Annotated in this window: 17 protein-coding genes; 15 read left to right on the forward strand and 2 right to left on the reverse strand. The window is 60.6% G+C overall.

Annotated elements, in window-relative coordinates; all coding sequences use genetic code 11:
• Positions 1-235: 235 nt before the first annotated feature.
• Entirely contained in the window at positions 236-1360 is a 1125-nt protein-coding gene (locus AACU78_RS01790) for a polysaccharide deacetylase family protein (protein ID WP_106579525.1), read from the reverse strand.
• A gap of 598 nt (positions 1361-1958) precedes the next feature.
• Between AACU78_RS01790 and yaaA the strand changes: the two genes are divergently transcribed.
• The 15 genes from yaaA (at position 1959) to AACU78_RS01865 (ending at position 21876) form a co-directional block, all read left to right on the forward strand.
• Positions 1959-2738: a peroxide stress protein YaaA gene (gene yaaA / locus AACU78_RS01795; RefSeq protein WP_106579528.1), complete on the forward strand. Its 780-nt coding sequence runs from the start codon at positions 1959-1961 to the stop codon at positions 2736-2738.
• Between the two features lie 900 nt (positions 2739-3638).
• Positions 3639-4955 (forward strand): nucleotide sugar dehydrogenase, encoded by a 1317-nt coding sequence (locus tag AACU78_RS01800; protein WP_106579580.1) that lies wholly within the window; start codon positions 3639-3641, stop codon positions 4953-4955.
• A gap of 83 nt (positions 4956-5038) precedes the next feature.
• The gene (alg8, locus tag AACU78_RS01805; protein ID WP_164487910.1) at positions 5039-6520 is read left to right on the forward strand and encodes a mannuronan synthase; all 1482 of its coding nucleotides are present in this window, start codon (positions 5039-5041) and stop codon (positions 6518-6520) included.
• Positions 6521-6556: 36 nt separating this feature from the next.
• Complete coding sequence (locus AACU78_RS01810) at positions 6557-7723, forward strand: alginate biosynthesis protein Alg44 (RefSeq protein WP_106579530.1); 1167 nt, start codon at positions 6557-6559, stop codon at positions 7721-7723.
• 86 nt (positions 7724-7809) lie between these two features.
• Positions 7810-9237 carry an alginate biosynthesis TPR repeat lipoprotein AlgK gene (algK, locus tag AACU78_RS01815; protein WP_250212280.1) on the forward strand — a complete coding sequence of 476 codons (1428 nt, stop codon included), beginning with the start codon at positions 7810-7812 and terminating at the stop codon, positions 9235-9237.
• A complete protein-coding gene (locus tag AACU78_RS01820) occupies positions 9234-10721 on the forward strand; it encodes an alginate export family protein (RefSeq protein WP_106579531.1) in 1488 nt (495 codons plus the stop codon). The genes algK and AACU78_RS01820 overlap by 4 nt, the downstream gene beginning before the upstream one ends.
• Positions 10721-12295: a mannuronan 5-epimerase AlgG gene (algG, locus tag AACU78_RS01825; protein WP_106579532.1), complete on the forward strand. Its 1575-nt coding sequence runs from the start codon at positions 10721-10723 to the stop codon at positions 12293-12295. Before AACU78_RS01820 ends, algG begins: the two co-directional genes overlap by 1 nt.
• Before the next feature lie 11 nt (positions 12296-12306).
• Entirely contained in the window at positions 12307-13755 is a 1449-nt protein-coding gene (locus tag AACU78_RS01830; protein ID WP_106579582.1) for an alginate O-acetyltransferase, read from the forward strand.
• Positions 13756-13763: 8 nt separating this feature from the next.
• Positions 13764-14873, forward strand: a complete 1110-nt coding sequence (locus tag AACU78_RS01835) for a mannuronate-specific alginate lyase (RefSeq protein ID WP_106579533.1) — start codon at positions 13764-13766, stop codon at positions 14871-14873.
• A gap of 216 nt (positions 14874-15089) precedes the next feature.
• Entirely contained in the window at positions 15090-16622 is a 1533-nt protein-coding gene (locus AACU78_RS01840; protein ID WP_106579534.1) for an MBOAT family O-acyltransferase, read from the forward strand.
• A 12-nt stretch (positions 16623-16634) separates the two neighbouring features.
• Positions 16635-17819, forward strand: a complete 1185-nt coding sequence (locus tag AACU78_RS01845) for an alginate O-acetyltransferase (RefSeq protein ID WP_106579535.1) — start codon at positions 16635-16637, stop codon at positions 17817-17819.
• A 16-nt stretch (positions 17820-17835) separates the two neighbouring features.
• The gene (locus AACU78_RS01850; protein ID WP_053254501.1) at positions 17836-18492 is read left to right on the forward strand and encodes an alginate O-acetyltransferase AlgF; all 657 of its coding nucleotides are present in this window, start codon (positions 17836-17838) and stop codon (positions 18490-18492) included.
• A gap of 149 nt (positions 18493-18641) precedes the next feature.
• Entirely contained in the window at positions 18642-20093 is a 1452-nt protein-coding gene (locus tag AACU78_RS01855) for a mannose-1-phosphate guanylyltransferase/mannose-6-phosphate isomerase (protein WP_106579536.1), read from the forward strand.
• 491 nt (positions 20094-20584) lie between these two features.
• On the forward strand, positions 20585-21049 hold the full coding sequence (locus AACU78_RS01860) for a multidrug transporter (RefSeq protein WP_106579538.1): 465 nt from the start codon (positions 20585-20587) through the stop codon (positions 21047-21049).
• 14 nt (positions 21050-21063) lie between these two features.
• Entirely contained in the window at positions 21064-21876 is an 813-nt protein-coding gene (locus AACU78_RS01865; RefSeq protein ID WP_106579539.1) for an SDR family oxidoreductase, read from the forward strand.
• On the opposite strand, the gene AACU78_RS01870 is transcribed toward AACU78_RS01865, so the two are convergent.
• Entirely contained in the window at positions 21873-22730 is an 858-nt protein-coding gene (locus AACU78_RS01870) for a LysR family transcriptional regulator (RefSeq protein ID WP_106579540.1), read from the reverse strand. The two genes, AACU78_RS01865 and AACU78_RS01870, sit on opposite strands and share 4 nt — an antisense overlap.
• Positions 22731-22744 lie beyond the last annotated feature (14 nt).

Raw genomic sequence — 22744 nt, forward strand, 5'->3', positions numbered from 1 at the left:
TTGGAAGACGCCACCTGTGTTGCAGGTTTCGGCGATCTGACTTCGTAATACCGCAAAAGCGATGACAGGAAAAAGCACTTTGACGCTTTTTTGAAGTTTATTTTTCAGGATGACGAATAGCACTAGCCGAGTGCCAGCCACCCCGTTAAAGTCGGAAGTCCGCCTGCATCGAAATGTCGCACAAAATCACCCCAAAAACGCCTCATCCCCAACAGGGCCGGGCACTTGCGCTTTTTCAGCGAAACGCCTCCCGGCAGTCCTGCCAACCCAGCCCACTTTGCGCCGTTGCCTGCAGCAACATCGGCAACGCGACCCGTGCCTTGTCCTGGGTGTCGTGAAACACAATTACGCCTTTGCGCCACAGCAACATCAATGTCAGCACCCGCTGCGCGGACTCATCAGCCTTGAGTTTGCCCGGTTCGTCCTGGGAATCGATGTCCCACAGCGCCACCTGTAAACCTTGCGCCTGGAAAAAGCCCTGGCTGTCGGCGCGACGCTGGCCATAGGGCGGGCGAAACAGCGGCACGTAGTTTTCCGGCATCAGGTTCTGCGCCAGCGCAGCACTGCGGGTGATCGAGCTTTGCCAGTCGACCCAATGGCTGTGGGACCGGTACTGCCAACCCTGGGTGCCTACGCACTGGCCTTGGTACAGCGCCTGCACATCGGCGGCGGAACTGCGCTCCATACGGGTTTGCAGGCTGCTGCCGAGGGCGAAGAAAGTGGCGTTCAACTTTTGCTTGCGCAGGTAGTCGGTGAGCCAGTCGGTATTGCCGCTGACCGGCGCAGGGCCGCCGTCGAAGGTCAGCAGGAACAGGCGGTCGTTGAGTTCATCGCCATTGCGTTCGTGGTCGCCGAAACGCAGGACTTCACTGCTGATTTGTGGGAACAGTGCGGCTTTGCGCAGCAGTTCGTCGAGGTAGCGTTCGTGGAAATTGTGGCTGGGGTTGGCCCAGCCTATATAGAAGGAGTTGTCGCTGACCTGGAATTTGCCGGCTTGCTCGCGCAGGTCGTCCATGCTGTCGACCAGGTAGCAGAATGAGGCGTCTTCTTCGCAGCTTTGTTGGGCAAAGGTGTAGTTTTCCAGCAGGCGCAGCCAGAGCTGGCGGCGCAGGTCGTCGATGGCGGCCAGGTTGATGATCTTCAGGCCCAGGCGTTGTTTGAGCGCGGCTTCGTCCTGGGCTTCGCTGGCGATTAAGCTGTGGGCGAACATCAGGATCTCGGCGCGTGAAGCGACATCGAACAGCGCGGGGCTGCTGAGCTTTTCGGGCCAGGTGGTGCGGTCCAGGCTGGCTACGTCAACCGGCGCCGCCTGGGCGCCCAGGCACAGCAAACAAGCTGACAGTAAAAACGCAATTCGCACACGGGGTCTCCCTTTCCAGAGTTGTCGGGCACTATAGCCGATCGCCTGGGCTGGGTTATTGGGTTGGTGGGTATATCCGTTATATGGGTGATGGCCGAGATGGAAGCCGAACTCAATCGAATGTGGGAGCGGGCTTGCCTGCGAGGGCATCAACCCGGTGTACCTGATTGACCGAGTTGTCTGCATCGCAGGCAAGCCAGCTCCCACAGAAAAGCCAAACACTGCGGTGCTGGCAGTTGAACTCGGTCAACGTGTGGGAGCCCAGGGCATCAGGTAGAGGTGTGTTGCTGTGCGCTTGATCCGCTTCTACCACTCAGGTCGGCTACCAAGTCGCCGTGCTCTGCTTTTGATCTGACAGGCCCCGTCAACCACGCTGGCCGAACGCAGGCGAGGCGCCGAGTGGTGAGTGGTTACTTTTGGCTGGGCCGGCATGCCGGGCGTTTGCCAAAAGCGACCCGCTGTAAGCGCGCAACCACCAGCCGCCGTTACCGCGGCAACGGATATACACACCCCCACAGCAGCCCCCTATCACCATCATAGGTGGAGTCAAACCCCGCGACCCCCTAGAATCCCCCCCACGATTACAGGAGCCAACTTCATGCTGATGGTGATTTCCCCCGCCAAAACCCTCGACTTCGAGTCCAAGCCGGTCACCCCGCGCTTCACCCAGCCGCAATACCTGGACCACTCCCAGGCGCTGATCGAACAACTGCGTGAACTGAGCCCTGCCCAAATCAGCGACCTGATGCACGTCTCCGACAAGATCGGCGGCCTCAACGCCGCGCGTTTCGGCAGCTGGACCCCAGCCTTCACGCCAGAAAACGCCAAGCAGGCCTTGCTGGCCTTCAAGGGCGACGTCTACACCGGCCTCAACGCCGAGACCTTCAGCGACGCCGATTTCACCTACGCCCAGGACCACCTGCGCATGCTCTCGGGCCTGTACGGCCTGCTGCGCCCGCTGGACCTGATGATGCCGTACCGCCTCGAGATGGGCACCAAGCTGGCCAACGCCCGCGGCAAGGACCTCTACGCCTTCTGGGGCACCCGCATCAGCGAGTGGCTCAACGAAGCGCTTGCCGAACAAGGCGATGACGTGCTGCTCAACCTGGCCTCCAACGAGTACTTCTCGGCGGTCAAACGCACGGCGCTGAACGCGCGGATCATCAACACCGAGTTCAAGGACCTGAAAAACGGCCAGTACAAGATCATCAGCTTCTATGCCAAAAAAGCCCGCGGCATGATGAGCCGCTTTGTGATCCAAGAGCGCATCAACGATCCGGCCAAGCTCAAGCAGTTCGATCTGCAGGGCTATCGCTTCAACGCCGAGCAGTCCAAGCCGGACAACCTGGTGTTCTTGCGCGATCACGCACCGGAATAAAGCCGTACCCGCTCTAAAAAACACTGAAATCCAACTGTGGGAGCGGGCTTGCTCGCGAAGGCTGGTCGAGTCAGAACATCGGTTACTGACAGACCGCCTTCGCGAGCAAGCCCGCTCCCACATTTTTTTGTGCGCATTTCAGGCCCACAATCGTCATTAATCTGGCGCCAAAAAATATCCTGTCGCATTCCTAACGAATCTTTCACTCGACATTTCTGAATTTTTTTCGTAGTGGCACCACTTTTTTAAATCACTAGTGGCACAAAACTATCCCTTCGTGCCAACTACCTGTAACTACTGGCCCAAATAGCAAGTGCTATCAATATAGTACCAGTGCCATCTTTTCTAATATTTCAAGAAATTTCCGAAAACAGGATGAGTGGCCAGGAACTTCACCCTAAAGCACCGCTCATACCACCGGTAACGAAATTCTCTGTTGCTGTAAGAGATCACTTACATGGCGACCAACGGAAGTAGCAAAGTTGTCACATTTAACTTTGACTCAGGGGTCATATTACAAACCGATTAGTTAAGCGCGGCGATAAGGATGCATTGCCACCCACTATAAGGCCAAGGCTCAGCTTCCCCTAATGGGTCAGTGAGACAACCCAAGGCATTGATACTTAAAGGCTTACAGCCTCTATCAAGGCTCTGCGGCACTGGCGCCAGGCCCTTCTCCCAGGAAGGCCGGCTGCATTACAGGGCAAGCCCCAATAACAAGGCCACGTTTCGCACAACTTGAGTGCAATAGTTAGTCACTCGTTATTCAACATGCCTGTACGCGGCAAGTCGGCGTCTATTCGCCCAACTTTCGCGGCATCAGTGACGCTTGCAAACATGAACTCCGGCCATCTAATTGGCATGATTAATATCGTCTTCAATGACAAAGAGGTAAATGCGATGCGCATCAGCATATTTGGTTTGGGTTACGTTGGCGCAGTGTGTGCCGGTTGCCTGTCTGCCCGTGGCCACGAAGTGGTCGGCGTGGACATCTCCAAGGAAAAGATTGACCTGATCAATGCGGGCAAATCGCCAATCGTTGAACCGGGTCTGGGCGAACTGCTGAGCCAGGGTATCGAGACCGGGCGGCTGCGCGGCACGACCAATTTCGCCGAGGCCATCCGCGATACCGACTTGTCGATGATCTGCGTGGGCACGCCCAGCAAGAAAAACGGCGACCTGGAACTCAACTACATCGAATCGGTATGCCGCGAGATCGGTTTTGTCCTGCGTGACAAAACCACCCGCCACACCATCGTGGTCCGCAGCACCGTATTGCCGGGCACCGTGGCCAATGTGGTGATCCCGATCCTCGAAGACTGCTCCGGCAAGAAAGCCGGCGTCGACTTCGGTGTTGCGGTCAACCCGGAATTCCTGCGTGAATCCACCGCCATCGCCGACTACGACCTGCCACCGATGACCGTCATCGGCGAGTTCGACAAAGCCTCCGGCGATGTCCTGCAGTCGCTGTACGAGGAACTCGACGCACCGATCATCCGCAAGGACATCGCCGTTGCCGAAATGATCAAGTACACCTGCAACGTGTGGCACGCCACCAAGGTGACCTTCGCCAACGAAATCGGCAACATCGCCAAGGCCGTCGGCGTCGATGGTCGCGAAGTGATGGAAGTGGTCTGCCAGGACAAAACCCTCAACCTGTCCCAGTACTACATGCGCCCAGGCTTCGCGTTCGGCGGTTCGTGCCTGCCCAAGGACGTACGCGCCCTGACCTACCGCGCAGGCTCCCTGGACGTGGAAGCACCGCTGCTCAACTCGCTGATGCGCAGCAACGAATCCCAGGTGCAGAACGCCTTCGACATCGTCGAAAGCCACGACAAGCGCAAAGTCGCCCTGCTGGGCCTGAGCTTCAAGGCCGGCACCGATGACCTGCGTGAAAGCCCACTGGTGGAACTGGCAGAAATGCTGATCGGCAAGGGCTACGACCTGAGCATCTACGACAGCAACGTCGAATACGCCCGTGTTCACGGCGCGAACAAAGACTACATCGAAGGCAAGATCCCGCACGTGTCGTCCCTGCTCAATTCGGACTTCGACGCGGTGATCAACAACTCCGACGTGATCATCCTTGGCAACCGCGACGAGAAATTCCGTGCCCTGGCGCATAACGCACCACACGGCAAGCAAGTGGTCGACCTGGTGGGCTTCATGTCCAAGGCCACCAGCGTGAGCGGCCGCACCGAAGGCATTTGCTGGTAACAGCAACAGCAAGTTCCGGGCTGCAAGCGTACCAATCCCCAGCGCTTGCAGCCTGGAGCCTTCTTCACCTTCGGATGACGCTTATGTCCAAGTTAAAACACGTACTGCTCCAATCCGCCGGCTGGCTGTTGTTTTTGAGCCTGCTGATGGGACTCGCCCTGCTGTTACCGGCGAGTACGTTCGACTCCGAGTCGAAGAATTTTATTTTCCTGATTGGCGCCGTCGGCATCTGGCGCTACTCGATGGGTGCTACGCATTTCTTTCGCGGCATGCTGTTCCTGTACGTGGTCTACCCACACCTGCGCCGCAAAGTGCGCAAGCTGGGCAAAGCCGCCGACCCCTCCCATGTATTCCTGATGGTCACAAGCTTTCGTATCGACGCGCTGACCACCGCCCAGGTGTACAGCTCGGTGATTCGCGAGGCCATCGAATGCGGCTTCCCGACCACCGTGGTCTGCTCGCTGGTGGAAATGAGCGATGAGCTGCTGGTGAAAAGCCTGTGGGAACGCATGAACCCGCCGGACCACGTGAAGCTTGATTTTGTGCGCATCGCCGGCACCGGCAAGCGCGACGGTCTGGCCTTTGGCTTTCGCGCCATCTCCCGCCACTTGCCGGATGACCGCGCCGTGGTTGCGGTGATCGATGGCGACACCGTGCTCGCCGAAGGTGTGGTTCGCAAGACCGTGCCGTGGTTCCAGCTGTTCGGCAATGTCGGCGGCCTGACCACCAACGAGTTCTGCGAAGTGCGCGGCGGCTACATCATGAGCGAATGGCACAAGCTGCGCTTCGCCCAACGCCACATCAACATGTGCTCCATGGCCCTGTCCAAGCGCGTGCTGACCATGACCGGGCGCATGTCGGTGTTCCGTGCCAGCGTGGTCACCGACCCGGGCTTTATCGCCGACGTTGAAAGCGACTCGCTGCAACACTGGCGCCTGGGCCGTTTCAAGTTTTTGACCGGCGATGACAAGTCCAGCTGGTTCAGCCTGATGCGCCTGGGCTACGACACGTTCTACGTGCCGGACGCCGCGATCAACACCGTGGAACACCCGCCGGAAAAGAGCTTTATCAAAGCCAGCCGCAAGCTGATGTTCCGCTGGTACGGCAACAACCTGCGCCAGAACTCCCGTGCCCTGGGCCTGGGTGTACGCCGGCTCGGCCTGTTCACCAGCGTGGTGCTGTTCGACCAGCGTGTGTCGATGTGGACCTCCCTGCTTGGCCTGACGGTGGCCTTTATCGCCACCTTCAAATACGGCGGCGCATTCATCCTCGCGTACCTGCTGTGGATCGGCATCACCCGCCTGATCCTGACCCTGCTGCTGTCGTGCTCCGGCCACAAGATCGGCCCGGCCTACCCGGTGATTCTCTATTACAACCAGATCATGGGCGCGCTGGTGAAGATCTACGTGTTCTTCCGCCTTGATCAACAGTCCTGGACCCGCCAGGACACCAAACTGACCCGCGATTTGGCCAGCTTTCAACGTTGGTTCAACACCTGGTCGTCTCGGACCATGACCTTCTCCGCCGGCAGCATTTTCGTCGCCGTGTTGCTGATGATGGTCTGACCCTGCCAAGCCTGAATTAACTAGGAACTACACACCATGAATAGCCAAGTAAACGCCAATGTTGTCCACGAATCCGAAGCCCAGCGCCAACATGCCCGGGTGAAAATCCCGGCCAAGCTGCGCTTCTTCAACACCGACCGCACCCAGACCGAAGCACGGGTGATCGACCTGTCCGCCGGCGGCCTGGCGTTCACCGCCACTCAGCCGTTGACCGTCGGTGAAGTGCACAAGGGCCGCCTGCAATTTGTCATCGATAACCTCGGCCTGGCGATGGACGTAGAGCTGCAGATTCGCTCCTATGACCGCCAGACCGGCCGCACCGGTTGCCAGTTCCAGAACCTGGACGCCCAGGATATTTCCACCCTGCGCCACCTGATCACCTCGCACTTGTCCGGTGACATCGTGACCATGGGCGACGTGCTGGCGACCCTGCAGCGCGACAACTTCACCAAGGCGCGCAAGGTCAAGGACGGCGGCAGCAACATGAGCGCCGCGGGCCGCCTGCGCGCCGTGGTGTTCAGCGCAGGTATCTTCATCGTCGGCCTGGCAGCGTTCGGTTTCATCTTCAAATCGGTGTACGGCATGTACTTCGTCAGCCACGCTCAGGCTGGCCTCGTCAGCGTGCCGGGCATGAACGTGACCATGCCGCGTGACGGCACCGTGCAAAGCCTGCTCAAAGGTGACGCGGTCGCCGCCAAAGGCGCGCCACTGGCGACCTTCAGCACCAGCATGCTCGATGTGCTCAAGGGCCATCTGGACGAAGACCAACTGCAACCGGCCAAGGTTGAGGAGCTGTTCGGCAAGCAAATGACCGGCACCCTGACCTCGCCTTGCGATTGCGTGGTTGCCCAGCAACTGGTCGCCGACGGTCAGTACGCCAGCAAAGGCGATGTGATCTTCCAACTGGTGCCACGCGGCAGCCTGGCCAATGTGGAAGCGCGCTTCACCTACCGCCAGTTCGCCGACGTTCGCCCAGGCACACCGGTGAGCTTCCAGGTTGCCGACGAAGAACAGATCCGCACCGGCACCATCGTCAGCAGCACCAGCCTGAACAGCGCCGACCTGTCTTCCGACATCCGCGTGCAGATCAAGCCGGATGCGCCGCTGGACAGCACCTACGCCGGTCGCCCGGTAGAAGTGACCAGCGACCGCGGCCCATCGCTGAACTGGCTGATCGATAAAGCCACGGCTCACGGTCTGTAAGCGAGGACATGCCTGTGACGACTCCTATTCCGACTACTCCACAATCCTTGTGGGAGCGGGCTTGCTCGCGAAGGGATCAGCGCGGTATGCCTGATGTACCGCGTCGCCTGCTTCGCGAGCAAGCCCGCTCCCACATTGGATCTCTGTGCACACTGGCATTGGCGATCTCTTTGACTGGTTGCGCCGGCCTGCCCGACCAGCGCCTGGCCAACGAAGCCCTCAAGCGTGGCGACACGGTCACCGCCCAGCAAAATTACCAGCAGCTGGCAGACCTGGGTTACAGCGAGGCCCAAGTGGGCCTGGCCGATATCCAGGTGACCACCCGTGACCCCGAGCAAATCCGCCAGGCCGAAGCCACCTACCGCGCGGCCGCCGATACCTCGCCACGCGCCCAGGCCCGTCTGGGTCGCCTGCTGGTCGCCAAGCCCGGTGCCACCGAGGCCGAGCAGCACGAGGCTGAAGGCCTGCTGAAAAAAGCCTTTGCCAATGGCGAAGGCAATACCCTGATTCCGCTGGCGATGCTGTACCTGCAATACCCGCACAGCTTCCCCAACGTGAATGCCCAACAGCAGATCAGCAAATGGCAGGCCGCGGGTTACCCGGAAGCAGGCCTGGCCCAGGTGCTGCTGTATCGCACCCAGGACACCTACGACCAGCATCTGGATGACGTGGAGCGCATCTGCAAGGCCGCGCTGAACACCACCGACATCTGCTACGTCGAGTTGGCCACGGTCTATCAGAAAAAAGCCGAGCCGGAAAAACAGGCCGAGCTGCTCAAGCAAATGGAAGCCGGCTACAGCCGTGGCACCGTCACCGCACAGCGTGTCGACAGCGTGGCCCGCGTGTTGGGCGATGCAACCCTGGGCAAGACCGACGAGAAAACCGCGCAAGCCCTGCTGGAAAAAATCGCCCCCGGCTACCCCGCTTCCTGGGTCAGCCTGGCGCAACTGCTCTATGACTTCCCGGAACTGGGCGACGTCGATCAAATGATGAAGTACCTGGACAACGGCCGCGCCGCCGACCAGCCGCGCGCCGAGCTGTTGCTGGGCAAGCTCTATTACGAAGGCAAGTGGGTCCCGGCAGATGCCAAGGCCGCCGAAGCACATTTCGAGAAAGCCGTGGGCAAGGAAGTGGCCGCCGATTACTACCTCGGCCAGATCTACCGCCGTGGCTACCTGGGCAAGGTCTATTCGCAAAAAGCCCTCGACCATTTGCTCACTGCTGCGCGCAACGGCCAGAACAGCGCCGACTTCGCCATCGCGCAATTGTTTTCCCAAGGCAAGGGCACCAAGCCCGACCCATTGAACGCCTACGTCTTCAGCCAGTTGGCTAAAGCCCAGGACACGCCAGAGGCCAATGACTTGGCCACGCAGCTCGAAGCCCCGCTCACGCCAGAGCAACGCGCCGAAGGCCAACGCCTGGTGCAAAAGGAACTGGCCGCGCGCGGCACCCTGGCCCAGAGCACGCTGCAACTGCACGCCCTGCAAGAAGAAGACGGCGAGGAATCCCTATGAAGCTCAACCCATTCGTCAAGGCCGGCATCGGCCTGACCTTCGCCCTGCTGTGGTCGTGCCCGACCCTGGCCGCGCTGACCGAAGCCAAGAACTTCGGCCTGGAAGTCAAAGCCACCGCGCAATCGGAAGATGACCGCGACCTCGGCACGCAGAAAGGCGGCGACGTCAACGGCATCGGCCTTGACCTGCGCCCATGGATCTACGGCGAAAGCGGCGCGTGGAGCGCCTACGCCATGGGCCAGGCGGTGGTGTCGAGCGACATCATCGAGACCGACACGCTGCAACAGTCCTCCGATGACACCACCGAACAATCGAGCAACGACGACCGCAAAGCCAAAAAGAACTACCTGGCCCTGCGCGAGTTCTGGGTCGGCTACAGCGGCTTTACGCCCTACCCTGGCGAGATCCTCAAGTTCGGCCGCCAGCGCCTGCGCAATGACGACGGCCAATGGCGCGATACCAACATCGAGGCGCTGAACTGGACCTTCGACACCACCTTGCTCAAGGCCAACGTCGGCGCTGCCGAACGCTTCAGCGAATACCGCACCGACCTCAAGGAACTGTCGCCCAAGGACAAGGACCGCCAGCACTTCTACGCTGACGCCGCCTACCAGTGGACGCCAGGGCAGTGGATCGGCCTGCGCGGTCATCACACCCATGATAACGGCAAGCTCGACTACGCCGAACCGGGCGTGGCCACCGACCCGTTGGACAAGCGCGAAAACGGCGACCTGACCTGGCTCGGCATCGAAGCCAACAGCGACGCCTACAACTGGCGCAACACCAACACCGTCAACTACTGGGCCAGCGTCACCGGCATGAAAGGTGACCGCGACACGGTCAACGCACTCAACGCCGACGGCACCCGCCCCACCCAGGCCAAGCGCAGCGATGACGTGAGTGGCTGGGCGACTGACCTGGGCGTGCGCCTGCGCCTGGACCCGCAATGGCAAGTCGGCGCGGCTTACTCCCGCGCAAGTGCCAACTACGAGCAGAACGGCCTGCAAAGCAACCGTTCGAACTGGACCGGCACCCAGTCGCGCGTGCACCGCTTCGGCGAGGCGTTTCGTGGCGAGATGAACAACATGCAGTCCATGAGCCTGTTCGGTTCCTGGCAGCTGCGTGAGGACTACGACGCCAGCCTGGTGTACCACAAGTTCTGGCGTGTCGACGGCAACAAACCGGTGGGCAGCAACGGCATCGATGCCGTGCAGAACAACACCGATGACGTGACCGGCGCGATCCTGTCCAGCACTTCCCTGCCGCTTGAAGACGGCAAGAAAGACCTGGGCCAGGAGATGGACCTGGTGGTCACCAAGTACTTCAAGAAAGGCCTGTTGCCGGCGGCGCTGAGCCAGTCGATCGACGAACCGTCGGCCCTGGTGCGCTTGCGTGCCGGTGTGTTCAAGCCGGGTGACGCGTATGGCAGCCAGGTCGACTCGTACATGCATCGCGCCTTTGTCGACGTGATCTGGAAGTTCTGATGGGAGCCTGCGCAATGATTCCTCAAAAAATGCTGGTTGCCGCGATGCTGATGGCCAGTGCCACAGCCTTCGCCGACACCCCGCAGCAGGGCAAGGCGCCGACCATCGCCAAAGAACTGCAACAGGCCAAGACCTACACCATTTCCAGCCCGCCGACCGCGCCGTTGGAAATGGCCAAGCCTGCGCTGCCGGACCTGTCGGGCTACACCGCCGCGGCGATGGAAAAGAAGATCGTCAGAAGCAAACCCGGCAAGGTCAGCATCCGCCGCATGATGCAGGAAGACGCGCTGAAGGACTTTATCGGCGGCGATAACAAGATGGCCGAATGGGTGGTGCGCCAGCACGGCATTCCTCAGGCGATCTTTGTCGACGACGGCTACCTGAACCTCAAGGACCTGCTCGGCAAAGTGCCCAAGCAATACCTGAGCGAAACCTCACCGGGTGTGTTTCTGGCCAAGCTGCCGATCGTGGTCGGGCGCAAGGGCATTCTGGAAATCGACAAGAAGACCCAGGAGCTGCGCCTGTCCCAGCAAGCCGGTTCGTTCCTGATCAACGACGGCCAGTTGTTTGTGCGTGACACAAATATCACCGGCTGGAATGAAAAGACCAATGGCCCGGCGCTGTTTCAGTCGCCCAAGGAGTTTCGCCCGTTCCTGCTGGCCTGGGGCGGCACCGAGACTTACGTCGCCAACAGCAAAATGGCCAGCTTCGGCTACGCCAACAGTAAGTCGTACGGGGTGAGTATTTCCCAGTACACGCCGAACATGGCCAAGGTGCTCAAGCGTCCTGAGCCGACCGGCTGGATCGTCGATTCCGAGTTCTCGGACATGTGGTACGGCTTCTACTGCTACGAGACCACAGGCTTCGTGCTCAAGGGCAACACCTACAAAGACAACATCGTCTACGGCATTGACCCGCACGACCGTTCCCACGGCCTGATCATTGCGGACAACACCGTCTACGGCACCAAGAAGAAGCACGGCATCATCATTTCCCGGGAAGTGAACGACAGCTTCATCTTCAACAACCGCAGCTACGACAACAAGTTGTCGGGCCTGGTGATCGACCGTAACAGCGTGAACAACCTGATTGCCGACAACGAGATCTACCGCAACCACACCGACGGCATCACGCTCTATGAGAGCGGCGACAACCTGCTGTGGGGCAACAAGGTGATCAGCAATCGTCGCCACGGCATTCGCATCCGTAACAGCGTGAACATTCGCCTGTACGAAAACACCTCGATGGCCAACGGCCTGACCGGCGTGTACGGCCACATCAAGGATTTGACCGACACCGACCGCGACATCGCGCTCGACCCGTTCGACGCCAAGGTTTCGCTGATCGTGGTCGGCGGTGAACTGGCCGGTAACGGCAGCGGGCCGCTGTCGATCGACTCGCCCTTGAGTGTCGAGCTGTACCGCGTGTCGATGCTGGCGCCGACCAAATCCAGCGGCATCAGCTTCAACGGCGTGCTGGGTGATCGGCAGGAAGAAATTCTCGACCTGTTGGTGCGCCAACAGAAAGCCGTGCTGATCGACCCTGTCGAACGCCAGACCGAAATGCAGGACTGAGGATGACCCTTATGCACCCACACATGATCAAATTGCTGAGCCTCTCGGGTCTGACCCTCGGCCTGCTGGCGGCCAGCCAAGGCGTGCGCGCCGATGACGTCAAAGCACCGACCTTTACCGCCGAACCGTGCTGCAGCCTGTGCCCTGCGGCCCATGACGCGAAGAACTACACCACGCGTTATCAGCAGAACTTCACCACCCTGGTGCAAGCCCAGGGCGATTGGCTGTTCCGTACCCAGGAAGACCTGCGCACCGAATTTGACACCAGCCCCGCCGGCTACAAACGCATGCAACAGCTGCACGATGCGTTCAAGGCCAAGGGCGTGGAACTGGTGGTGGTTTACCAGCCGACCCGTGGCCTGGTGAACCGCAACAAGCTCAACCCCGAAGAGAAAGCCAAGTTCGATTTCGACAAGGCACTGGGTAACTACAAAACCATGCTGGGCCGTTTCGCCAAGATGGGTTACGTGGTGCCGGACCTGTCGCCGCTGACCAACGAGCAACTCCCGGATGAACTGCCGGCCCACGATTTCTATTTCCGCGGCGACCAACACTGGACGCCCTACGGTGCCCAGCGCACCGCGAAAATCGTCGGTGCCAAAGTGCGTGCGATGCCTGAGTTTGCGGACATTCCCAAGCGCGAATTCGAAACCAAGCGCTCCGGACGCATGGGCAAGACCGGCACCCTGCACAACATGGCCGGGCAACTGTGCGGCACCAGCTACGCGATCCAGTACATGGACCAATTCACCACCGAGCCCAAGGGCGAAGCGGGCGACGGCGACTTGTTCAGCGATTCGGGCAACCCGCAGATCACCCTGGTCGGCACCAGCCACAGCGGCAAGAACTACAACTTCGCCGGCTTCCTGGAACAGGAAATCGGCGCCGACATCCTCAACGTCGCCTTCCCCGGCGGTGGCCTCGAAGGCTCGATGATCCAGTACCTGGGCAGCGACGAATTCCAGAAAACCCCGCCGAAAATTCTGATCTGGGAATTTTCGCCGCTGTACCGCCTCGACCAGGAGACCATCTACCGCCAGATGATGTCGCTGCTCGACAACGGCTGCGAAGGCAAGACCGCGCAGATGAGCGCCAGCACCACGCTCAAACCCGGCAAGAACGAATTGCTGGTCAACAGTTCGAACAAAGACCTGCGTAACAGCAGTCACCAGGTCGACATCCGCTTCGCCGACCCGTCGGTGAAAACCCTGCAAGCCACCCTCTGGTACATGAACGGGCGCCACGAGGACATCAAGATCGAGAAACCCGAAACATCCGATACAGACGGGCGTTTCGCCTTTGAACTGCGCACCGATGAAGACTGGGCCTCGCAGAACTTGCTGGCCGTGGAAGTGCAGGGTCCCGAAGCGGGCGCTGCCGCGCAGAAAGTCGAAGCGAAAATTTGCACACGCAACGTGTTCCCTGCCGGTGGTCAACAGACCGCATCGGCCGGGCAATGAGGTTACCTATGCAGAAGTTATTGATTCCAACGCTGCTGGGCCTGGCGATGTTCGCAGGTGTAGTCAACGCCGCCGCGCCACTGCGTCCACCTCAGGGCTATTTCGCCCCGGTGGAAGCGTTCAAGACCGGCGACTTCAAGAATGACTGCGACGCCATGCCGGCGCCGTACACCGGCTCGCTGCAATTTCGCAGCAAGTACGAGGGTTCGGACAAAGCCCGTTCCACGCTGAATGTGCAATCCGAAAAAGCCTTTCGCGACAGCACTGCCGACATCACCAAGCTGGAAAAAGACACCAGCAAGCGCGTGATGCAGTTCATGCGCGACGGCCGTCCGCAGCAGCTCGAATGCACGCTCAACTGGCTGACCAGCTGGGCCAAGGCAGATGCGTTGATGTCCAAGGACTTCAACCACACCGGCAAGTCCATGCGCAAATGGGCGCTGGGCAGCATGGCCTCGGCCTATGTGCGCCTGAAGTTCTCCGACTCCCACCCGTTGGCCAACCACCAGCAGGAGTCGCAGGTGATCGAAGCCTGGTTCAGCAAAATGGCCGACCAGGTCGTCAGCGATTGGGACAACCTGCCGCTGGAAAAAACCAACAACCACTCCTACTGGGCCGCCTGGTCGGTGATGGCGACGTCCGTCGCCGTCAACCGTCGCGACCTGTTTGATTGGGCGGTGAAGGAATACAAGGTCGGCGCCAACCAGGTCGATGACCAAGGCTTCCTGCCTAACGAATTGAAGCGTCAGCAACGGGCGTTGTCGTATCACAACTACGCATTGCCGCCGCTGTCGATGATCGCAAGCTTTGCCTTGGTCAACGGCGTGGACTTGCGCCAGGAAAACAACGGCGCGCTCAAACGCCTGGGCGACAAAGTGCTGGCCGGGGTCAAAGACCCGGAGATTTTCGAGAAGAAGAACGGCAAAGAGCAGGACATGAAGGACCTCAAGGAAGACATGAAATTTGCCTGGCTTGAACCCTTCTGCACCCTCTACACCTGCGCCCCGGATGTGCTCGAACGCAAGCATGGCATGCAGCCGTTCAAGACCTTCCGGCTCGGCGGTGACCTGACCAAGGTCTACGACCCGACGCATGAAAAGGGCAACAAAGGAATCTGACGGAACACGGTTACAAATGTGGGAGGGGGCTTGCCCCCGATAGCAGTGTGTCATTGAACACAGATGGCGGCTGTTACACCGCCATCGGGGGCAAGTCCCCTCCCACCGTTTGAGCCGGTTTCGTCAGTAGCAATGTTGTACGGCCTCCCCCGAAATCGTGGGGGGGTTTGGGGGGGCTCTGGCCCTTGACTGTCTGTTAAACATGGAGAGATCGGGATGGTTTTCTCGTCCAATGTGTTCCTGTTTCTGTTCTTGCCGATCTTTCTCGGCTTGTACTACTTGAGCGGGCAACGCTATCGCAACCTGCTGCTGCTGATTGCCAGCTACGTGTTCTACGCCTGGTGGCGAGTGGACTTCCTGGCGCTGTTCGCCGCTGTAACGCTGTGGAATTACTGGATCGGCCTCAAGGTCGGTGCAGCAGGCGTGCGCACCAAGCCGGCCCAGCGCTGGCTGCTGTTGGGCGTGGCGGTCGACCTGTGCATCCTCGGCTACTTCAAGTACGCCAACTTCGGCGTCGACAGCATCAACGTGATGATGAAGTCGGTGGGTCTGGAGCCGTTCATTCTCACCCACGTGTTGTTGCCGATCGGGATCTCGTTCTACATCTTCGAGTCCATCAGCTACATCATCGACGTGTACCGCGGCGACACCCCGGCCACCCGCAACCTCATCGACTTTGCGGCGTTCGTGGCGATTTTCCCGCACTTGATTGCCGGCCCCGTGTTGCGCTTTCGCGACCTGGCCGACCAGTTCAACAACCGCACGCACACCCTCGACAAGTTCTCCGAGGGCTGCACGCGGTTCATGCAGGGTTTCATCAAGAAGGTGTTCATCGCCGACACCCTGGCGGTGGTCGCCGACCATTGCTTCGCCCTGCAAAACCCCACCACGGGCGATGCCTGGCTGGGTGCGCTGGCGTACACCGCGCAGCTGTACTTCGACTTCTCCGGCTACAGCGACATGGCCATCGGCCTGGGCTTGATGATGGGTTTTCGCTTCATGGAAAACTTCAAGCAACCGTACATCAGCCAGTCGATCACCGAGTTCTGGCGGCGCTGGCACATCAGCCTGTCCACCTGGCTGCGTGACTACCTGTACATCACCCTGGGCGGCAACCGCAAAGGCACGCTGATCACCTACCGCAACCTGTTCCTGACCATGCTGCTCGGTGGTCTGTGGCACGGTGCGAACATCACCTACATCGTGTGGGGTGCCTGGCACGGCATGTGGCTGGCGATTGAAAAAGCCATCGGCCTCAACACCGCGCCGCGCAGCTTCAACGTGGTGCGCTGGGCCTTCACCTTCCTGCTGGTGGTGATGGGCTGGGTGATCTTCCGCTCCGAGAACCTGCACGTCGCCGGCCGTATGTACGGCGCAATGTTCAGCTTTGGCGAATGGTCGCTGTCGGAACTCAACCGCGCCAGCCTCACCGGCCTGCAAGTGGCAACCCTGGTGGTGGCGTACGCAACGTTGGCGTTCTTCGGCCTGCGCGATTTCTACACCAACCGCCCTGCCGAGAAAGCCAAGCCGGCCGACCCGAGCCTGATCAAGGCCGTGCCGGGCGACAACCCGGACAGCATCCACCAGCCAGGTTTCACCGTCGGCCAGGACGCCGCCGTGCAGCCGGCCTACTGGACCGCTGACTGGCCACGCTACGCCATGCGCGGCGCTGTACTGCTGCTGTTCGTGGCGTCGATTCTGAAACTGTCGGCGCAGAGTTTCTCGCCGTTCCTTTACTTCCAATTCTGAGGGGAGCCGACCATGACCCGTTCATTCCGCGTCCTCTATATCGCGCTGTTCCTGCTGGTGCTGCTGGCCCTCGGCGCCTGGTCGATGCGCAGCTTCTTCGGCTTCAGCACCAACGCCGACGCGACCGTGCTTAACGGCCGCTGGACCAAGGCCGTCGAGACACACTACGACGACCAGTTCCCGATCAAGCGCATCGGCACCAACCTGTGGGCCGCGCTGGACTACAAGCTGTTCAACGAAGGCCGCCCTGGCGTGGTGCTGGGCCGCGATCACTGGTTGTACAGCGACGAGGAATTCAACCCGATCGTCAACGAAGACCAGAACCTGCAAGGCAACTATGCGCTGGTCGAAGGCGTGCGCCAGAAGCTCAAGGCTCAGGGCATTGAGTTGGTCATGGCGATTGTGCCGGCCAAGGTGCGCCTGTACCCGGAACACCTGGGCGTAGTGAAACCGGCGAGCATCCACGCCAACCTGTATGAGGACTTCCACGCCCGTGTCGCCGCCGACAAGATCATCGCGCCCGACCTGCTTGGCCCGCTGCAACAGGCCAAACTGGGCGGCACGCAAGTGTTCCTGCGCACCGACACCCACTGGACCCCGGACGGCGCCGAAATTGCCGCCAAGCAACTGGCCAAGGTGATCACTGAAAAGGCCCCGCTCAGCGGTGAGCCGCAGCGCTTTGTCACCGAAGCCGAAAAAACCGAGCCGCATAAAGGCGACCTGCGTCTGTTCCTGCCGCTGGACCCGCTGTTCGAAAACCTGATGCCGCCCAAAGAGCCGCTGCAAAAACGCGTCACCCACCTGGCTGAAAACAAAGGCGACGATGGCCTGTTCAGCGACAGCGAAACCCCGGTGGCACTGGTCGGCACCAGCTACAGCGCCAACCCTAACTGGAACTTCGTCGGCGCCCTCAAGCAAGCCTTGCACAGCGACGTCATCAACTACTCCGAAGACGGCCACGGCCCGATTCTGCCGATGCTCAGCTACCTCAAAAGCGACGATTTCAAGAACAGCCCGCCACAGGTGCTGATCTGGGAGTTCCCTGAACGTTATCTGCCCGTCAACAACGAAATCGGTGATGCCGACCCGCAGTGGGTTGCGCAGCTTAAACAAGCCGGTTCGCGCCAACAGAACATGGCACTGAACACCCCAGCTAAAACCCAAAAATCCGAGACGCCCGACCGGGCGCAAAACTGAAAGAGAGGTAACTCACATGACTTTCACTACTACTCCGCGTCGTCTCGCCAAGACCCTGGCCATTGCTGCCGGCTTGAGCTTCGTATCGATGTCCGCCTTCGCCGGGGGCGACGCCGCCCTTTACGGCCCAACCGCGCCGAAAGGCTCAAGCTTTGTACGTGTGTACAACGCCAGCAACCAGGAAGTCAGCGCCACCGTCGGCGCCACCAACCTGAGCGACGTTGCGCCACTGGCCAGCAGCGATTTCAGCTTCATGCCCGGCGGTGACTACAGCGCCAAGGTCGGCAGCCAGACCGTGCCGGTCAAACTCGCCGCCGACCACTACTACACCCTGGTCAACAGCGGCAGCGGCCAGCCCCAGCTGATCGAAGAACCGCCGTTCAAGAACAAGCAGAAATCCCTGGTACGCGTGCAGAACCTCAGCGACAAGGCCCTGACCCTGAAAACTGCCGACGGCAAGACCGATGTGGTCAAGTCGGTGGCCGCCAAGGGCCGTGGCGAGCGCGAAATCAACCCGGTGAAGGTGAGCCTGGCGTTGTATGACGGTGACAAGAAAGTCGGCGATGTGAAGCCGGTGGCGTTGGAACGTGGTGAAGCGGCGGTGCTGTATGTCACCGGTTCCGGTTCGAGCATTTCGCCAGTCTGGGTGAAACGCCCAGTTTCGACCCGCTGATTAGCTTTTGAAATTGACGCTCCCCTTGTAGGCGCCGGGCTTGCCCGCGATGCAAACGACTCGGTCTGTCAGTTACACCGAGGTGATGCCTTCGCGAGCAAGCCCGCTCCCACAGGCTCTGACCCACATTGATTCAAGGAGAAACCCCCATGATTCCAGTAATCCTTTCCGGTGGTAGCGGCTCACGTCTTTGGCCGCTTTCGCGTAAACAGTTCCCTAAGCAATTCCTGGCCCTGACCGGCGAGCACACCCTGTTCCAGCAAACCCTGGAGCGTCTGGTGTTCGAAGGCATGGACTCCCCTATCGTGGTCTGCAACAAGGACCACCGTTTCATCGTCAACGAGCAACTGAGCACGCGTAAGCTCGAATGCCAGCGCATCCTGATGGAGCCGTTCGGTCGCAACACTGCGCCGGCCGTGGCCCTGACGGCGATGATGCTGGTCAACGAAGGCCGCGACGAGCTGATGCTGGTGCTGCCGGCCGACCACGTGATCGACGACCAGAAAGCTCTGCAACGCGCCCTGGCCCTGGCCACCGTGGCCGCCGAGCGTGGCGAGATGGTGCTGTTCGGCGTACCGGCCACCCGTCCGGAAACCGGTTATGGCTACATCAAGTCCACCAACGATTCGCTGCTGCCCGAAGGCGTGAGCCGCGTTGAACAGTTCGTCGAAAAACCCAATGAAAAACGCGCCGTCGAGTTTGTCAAAAGCGGCGGTTACTTCTGGAACAGCGGCATGTTCCTGTTCCGCGCCAGCCGCTTCCTCGAAGAGCTGAAAAAACACGATCCGGACATCTACGACACCTGCCTGTTGACCCTGGAACGCAGCGAGCAGACCGCCGACACCGTGACCTTCGACGAAGCCACCTTCGCCTGCTGCCCGGACAATTCCATCGACTACGCCGTGATGGAAAAAACCCAGCGCGCCTGCGTGGTACCGCTGAGCGCCGGCTGGAGCGACGTGGGTTGCTGGGCCTCGCTGTGGGCGGTCAACGACAAGGACGTCCACGGTAACGTCAGCAAAGGCGACGTGGTGATCCAGGACAGCCGCAATTGCATGATTCACGGCAACGGCAAGCTGGTGTCAGTGATCGGCCTGGACAACATCGTGGTGGTGGAAACCAAGGACGCGATGATGATTGCCCACAAGGACAAGGTCCAGGGCGTCAAGCAGATGGTCAGCACCCTGAACGACCAGGGCCGCAGCGAAACCCAGAACCACTGCGAAGTCTATCGTCCGTGGGGCTCTTACGACTCGGTGGACATGGGCGGCCGCTTCCAGGTCAAGCACATCTCGGTCAAGCCGGGCGCGTGCCTGTCCCTGCAAATGCACCACCACCGCGCCGAGCACTGGATCGTGGTCAGCGGCACGGCCGAAGTCACGTGTGACGAGAACGTGTTCCTGCTCTGCGAGAACCAGTCCACCTACATCCCGATCGCCTCGGTGCACCGCCTGCGCAACCCGGGCAAGATACCGTTGGAAATCATCGAAGTGCAATCGGGCAGCTACCTGGGCGAAGACGATATCGAGCGCTTCGAAGATATCTACGGACGCTCCACCCCGGTAGAACGTGGCGTGTCGGTGAAAACTATCGCGCAGTAAAACAGTCGTAGAAAGAAGCCCTCATCCAGCCCATTGCGTCCCCTATCCGCAGTGGGTTGGGTGGGGGCATTTTTTGTGGGTTTTGGAGGGAGTGTGCAGGCCTCATCGCAGGCAAGCCAGCTCCCACAGTTGACCGGGTACATCCGTTGGAATGCGGTTCACTGTGGGAGCTGGCTTGCCTGCGATGGCGTCCGAAAGCACAAAAACACTTATGCACTGAACACCCGAGCTACCTGAACGGGACCATCCTGCAATTGGCCGAAACCGGTTTGACCTTGGTTCAGGCGTGCACCGAAGGGTTGCAGGCGGACTCTTCTGCTCAGTCAGTCATCGGGGGCAAGCCCCCTCCCACCTTTTTGATTTGTGAATGCAGTCTAAGGTGGGCGCTGGCTTGCCTGCGATGGCGGCCGCCCAGCCAACACACCGCTCAAGCTCGCCAATCCCACCTACGCTTAAGTTAGGATGCTCGTTCCCTATTCGAGGTGGTCTCCATGTTCTTCGGCGTTCTCCTGATCATCACCTGGCTGATCCTGCTGCTGCGCTACCCGGCCAAGGCGTTGCCGGTGTCGCTGGCGGCCGCCGTCGGCCTGGGCTGTGTGGCGATTTGGGTGGTGTGGCTGGACAGCCGCGAAGCCTCGCAACTGTCGCGCCTGGAACTGCGCATCAGCTATGCGCCGCAGGAATGCCCGCCAGACCGGCCGCTCAAACTGGTCCTGAGCAACGGCAACGACGTACCGTTGACCGAACTGCGCTGGCGCGTTGCAGCCTATGCACCGGGCGACTCCGTCAACCTCGCCGACAATGTCTACGCCGCCCCACGCTATCGCGGCCCCGGCGAGTTGCAGGCCGGCGCCACCTGGGACGACTGCCTGCCCACACCACCGCTGCGCCCCGGCTACCGCCCACAAACCCTGGAATTTCGCGCCGAGCACCTGCAAGGCAGTTTCTCGGACTGACAAAGGATTGATTCATGCCCACTGTACTGATCACCGGCTGCTCCAGCGGCATCGGCCGCGCCCTGGCCGATGCCTTCAAAACCGCAGGCTATGAAGTGTGGGCCAGCGCCCGCCAGCCTGATGATGTCAGCGCCCTGGCTGCCGCCGGTTTCAAGGCCGTGCAACTGGACGTCAACGACGCCATGGCGCTCAAGGCGCTCGCCGAACAGATCGGCGGGCTGGACGTGCTGATCAACAACGCCGGTTATGGCGCCATGGGCCCGCTGCTCGACGGCGGCACCGAGGCCATGCAACGCCAGTTCGAAACCAATGTGTTTTCCATCGTCGGCGTGACCCAGGCGCTGTTTCCTGCGCTGCGTCGCGCCAAAGGCCTGGTGGTGAACATCGGCAGTGTCTCCGGCGTCTTGGTGACACCGTTTGCCGGTGCCTACTGCGCCTCGAAAGCGGCAGTGCACGCGCTGAGCGACGCACTGCGCATGGAGCTGGCGCCCTTTGGTGTGCGCGTGATGGAAGTGCAGCCGGGCGCCATCGACACGCACTTTGCGAAAAACGCCGGCGCCCAGGCCGAGCTGTTGATCAACGAAAAATCGCCATGGTGGCCGTTGCGCGAAGGCATTCGTGCGCGCTCCCAGGCCTCGCAGAACAACCCGACCTCAGCCGAGCAATTCGCGGCGCACGTATTAAAGGCGGTGCAACAGCCAACGCCGCCACGCCTGCTGCGCGCGGGCAATGGCTGTCGGGCGCTGCCACTGATGGCGGCCCTGGTGCCCAAGGCCCTGTTGGAAAAAGTGTTGAAGAAGCGCTTCGGCCTGTCGGGCTCGCTCTAGCCTTTCATGAAATCGATAAACGCCCGCACCTTGAGCGGCAAATGCCGGGTGTCCGGGTACATCGCGTAGATCCCCTGTGGCGCAAAGCGATGGTCCGCCAACAAGCGCACCAAGCGCCCCGCCGCCAGGTCATCCTGCACCAACCATTGCGGCAGCACCGCCACGCCGTGGCCGCGCACGGCAAACGCCTGAAGCACGGCCGCACTGTCGGCCACCAGCGCAGTCGGCCCGGCACGGTATTGATGCTCGCCGCCGGCCGGGTCGGTCAGGCTCAGTTCGGTCAAACGGCCATGGCCCAGCTTGGGCACCTGTTCCAACGCATCCAGCGTTTGCACCTCGGCAAACTCGGGCGCCGCCACTGCAAACACCTCAAAGGTCGACAACTGCACCGCACGGTGGTTGGAGTCGAGCAGGCGACCCAGTCGAATCGCCACATCAAAGCGTTCGGAGATCAAATCGGCGTGGGTCGAGGAGGTGGATAAGTGAATGTTCAGGTCCGGGTGCAAGCGGCGAAAGGCTTCCACCGCCGCAGCAACCACTGCCAGCGCATATTCCACCGTGGTGGTGATGCGCAACGTGCCTTTGAGCTGGGCATGCTCGGAGCGCGCCTCCTCCACCGCCAGGCGCGCTTCTTCAAGCATGCGTGTGCAGCGCAGGTAAAAGCGCTCGCCGGCATCGGTCAGCGCCAGTTGGCGGGTGTTGCGGGTCAGCAGGGTCACGCCCAGCTCCGCCTCCAGGCGCTTGAGGTTGAAGCTGACCACGGCGCGGGTCTGACCCAGCAAATCGGCCGCTGCGGTAAGCGAACCGGCCTCTACTACAGCCTTGAAGGTGTCGAATCGGTCCAGGCTGACCATCGGCCACGCCCTCC

The sequence above is a fragment of the Pseudomonas sp. R9.37 genome (assembly GCF_963878885.1).
In the GTDB taxonomy this organism is placed as follows: Bacteria; Pseudomonadota; Gammaproteobacteria; order Pseudomonadales; family Pseudomonadaceae; genus Aquipseudomonas.

Excerpts from the sequence above, each read along its gene's own strand:
- yaaA (WP_106579528.1), top strand. The coding sequence starts at position 1,959 with ATGCTGATGGTGATTTCCCCCGCCAAAACCCTCGACTTCGAGTCCAAG.
- AACU78_RS01800 (WP_106579580.1), top strand. The coding sequence starts at position 3,639 with ATGCGCATCAGCATATTTGGTTTGGGTTACGTTGGCGCAGTGTGTGCC.
- alg8 (WP_164487910.1), top strand. The coding sequence starts at position 5,039 with ATGTCCAAGTTAAAACACGTACTGCTCCAATCCGCCGGCTGGCTGTTG.
- AACU78_RS01810 (WP_106579530.1), top strand. The coding sequence starts at position 6,557 with ATGAATAGCCAAGTAAACGCCAATGTTGTCCACGAATCCGAAGCCCAG.
- algK (WP_250212280.1), top strand. The coding sequence starts at position 7,810 with ATGCCTGATGTACCGCGTCGCCTGCTTCGCGAGCAAGCCCGCTCCCAC.
- AACU78_RS01820 (WP_106579531.1), top strand. The coding sequence starts at position 9,234 with ATGAAGCTCAACCCATTCGTCAAGGCCGGCATCGGCCTGACCTTCGCC.
- algG (WP_106579532.1), top strand. The coding sequence starts at position 10,721 with ATGGGAGCCTGCGCAATGATTCCTCAAAAAATGCTGGTTGCCGCGATG.
- AACU78_RS01830 (WP_106579582.1), top strand. The coding sequence starts at position 12,307 with ATGCACCCACACATGATCAAATTGCTGAGCCTCTCGGGTCTGACCCTC.
- AACU78_RS01835 (WP_106579533.1), top strand. The coding sequence starts at position 13,764 with ATGCAGAAGTTATTGATTCCAACGCTGCTGGGCCTGGCGATGTTCGCA.
- AACU78_RS01840 (WP_106579534.1), top strand. The coding sequence starts at position 15,090 with ATGGTTTTCTCGTCCAATGTGTTCCTGTTTCTGTTCTTGCCGATCTTT.
- AACU78_RS01845 (WP_106579535.1), top strand. The coding sequence starts at position 16,635 with ATGACCCGTTCATTCCGCGTCCTCTATATCGCGCTGTTCCTGCTGGTG.
- AACU78_RS01850 (WP_053254501.1), top strand. The coding sequence starts at position 17,836 with ATGACTTTCACTACTACTCCGCGTCGTCTCGCCAAGACCCTGGCCATT.
- AACU78_RS01855 (WP_106579536.1), top strand. The coding sequence starts at position 18,642 with ATGATTCCAGTAATCCTTTCCGGTGGTAGCGGCTCACGTCTTTGGCCG.
- AACU78_RS01860 (WP_106579538.1), top strand. The coding sequence starts at position 20,585 with ATGTTCTTCGGCGTTCTCCTGATCATCACCTGGCTGATCCTGCTGCTG.
- AACU78_RS01865 (WP_106579539.1), top strand. The coding sequence starts at position 21,064 with ATGCCCACTGTACTGATCACCGGCTGCTCCAGCGGCATCGGCCGCGCC.
- AACU78_RS01870 (WP_106579540.1), bottom strand. The coding sequence starts at position 22,730 with ATGGTCAGCCTGGACCGATTCGACACCTTCAAGGCTGTAGTAGAGGCC.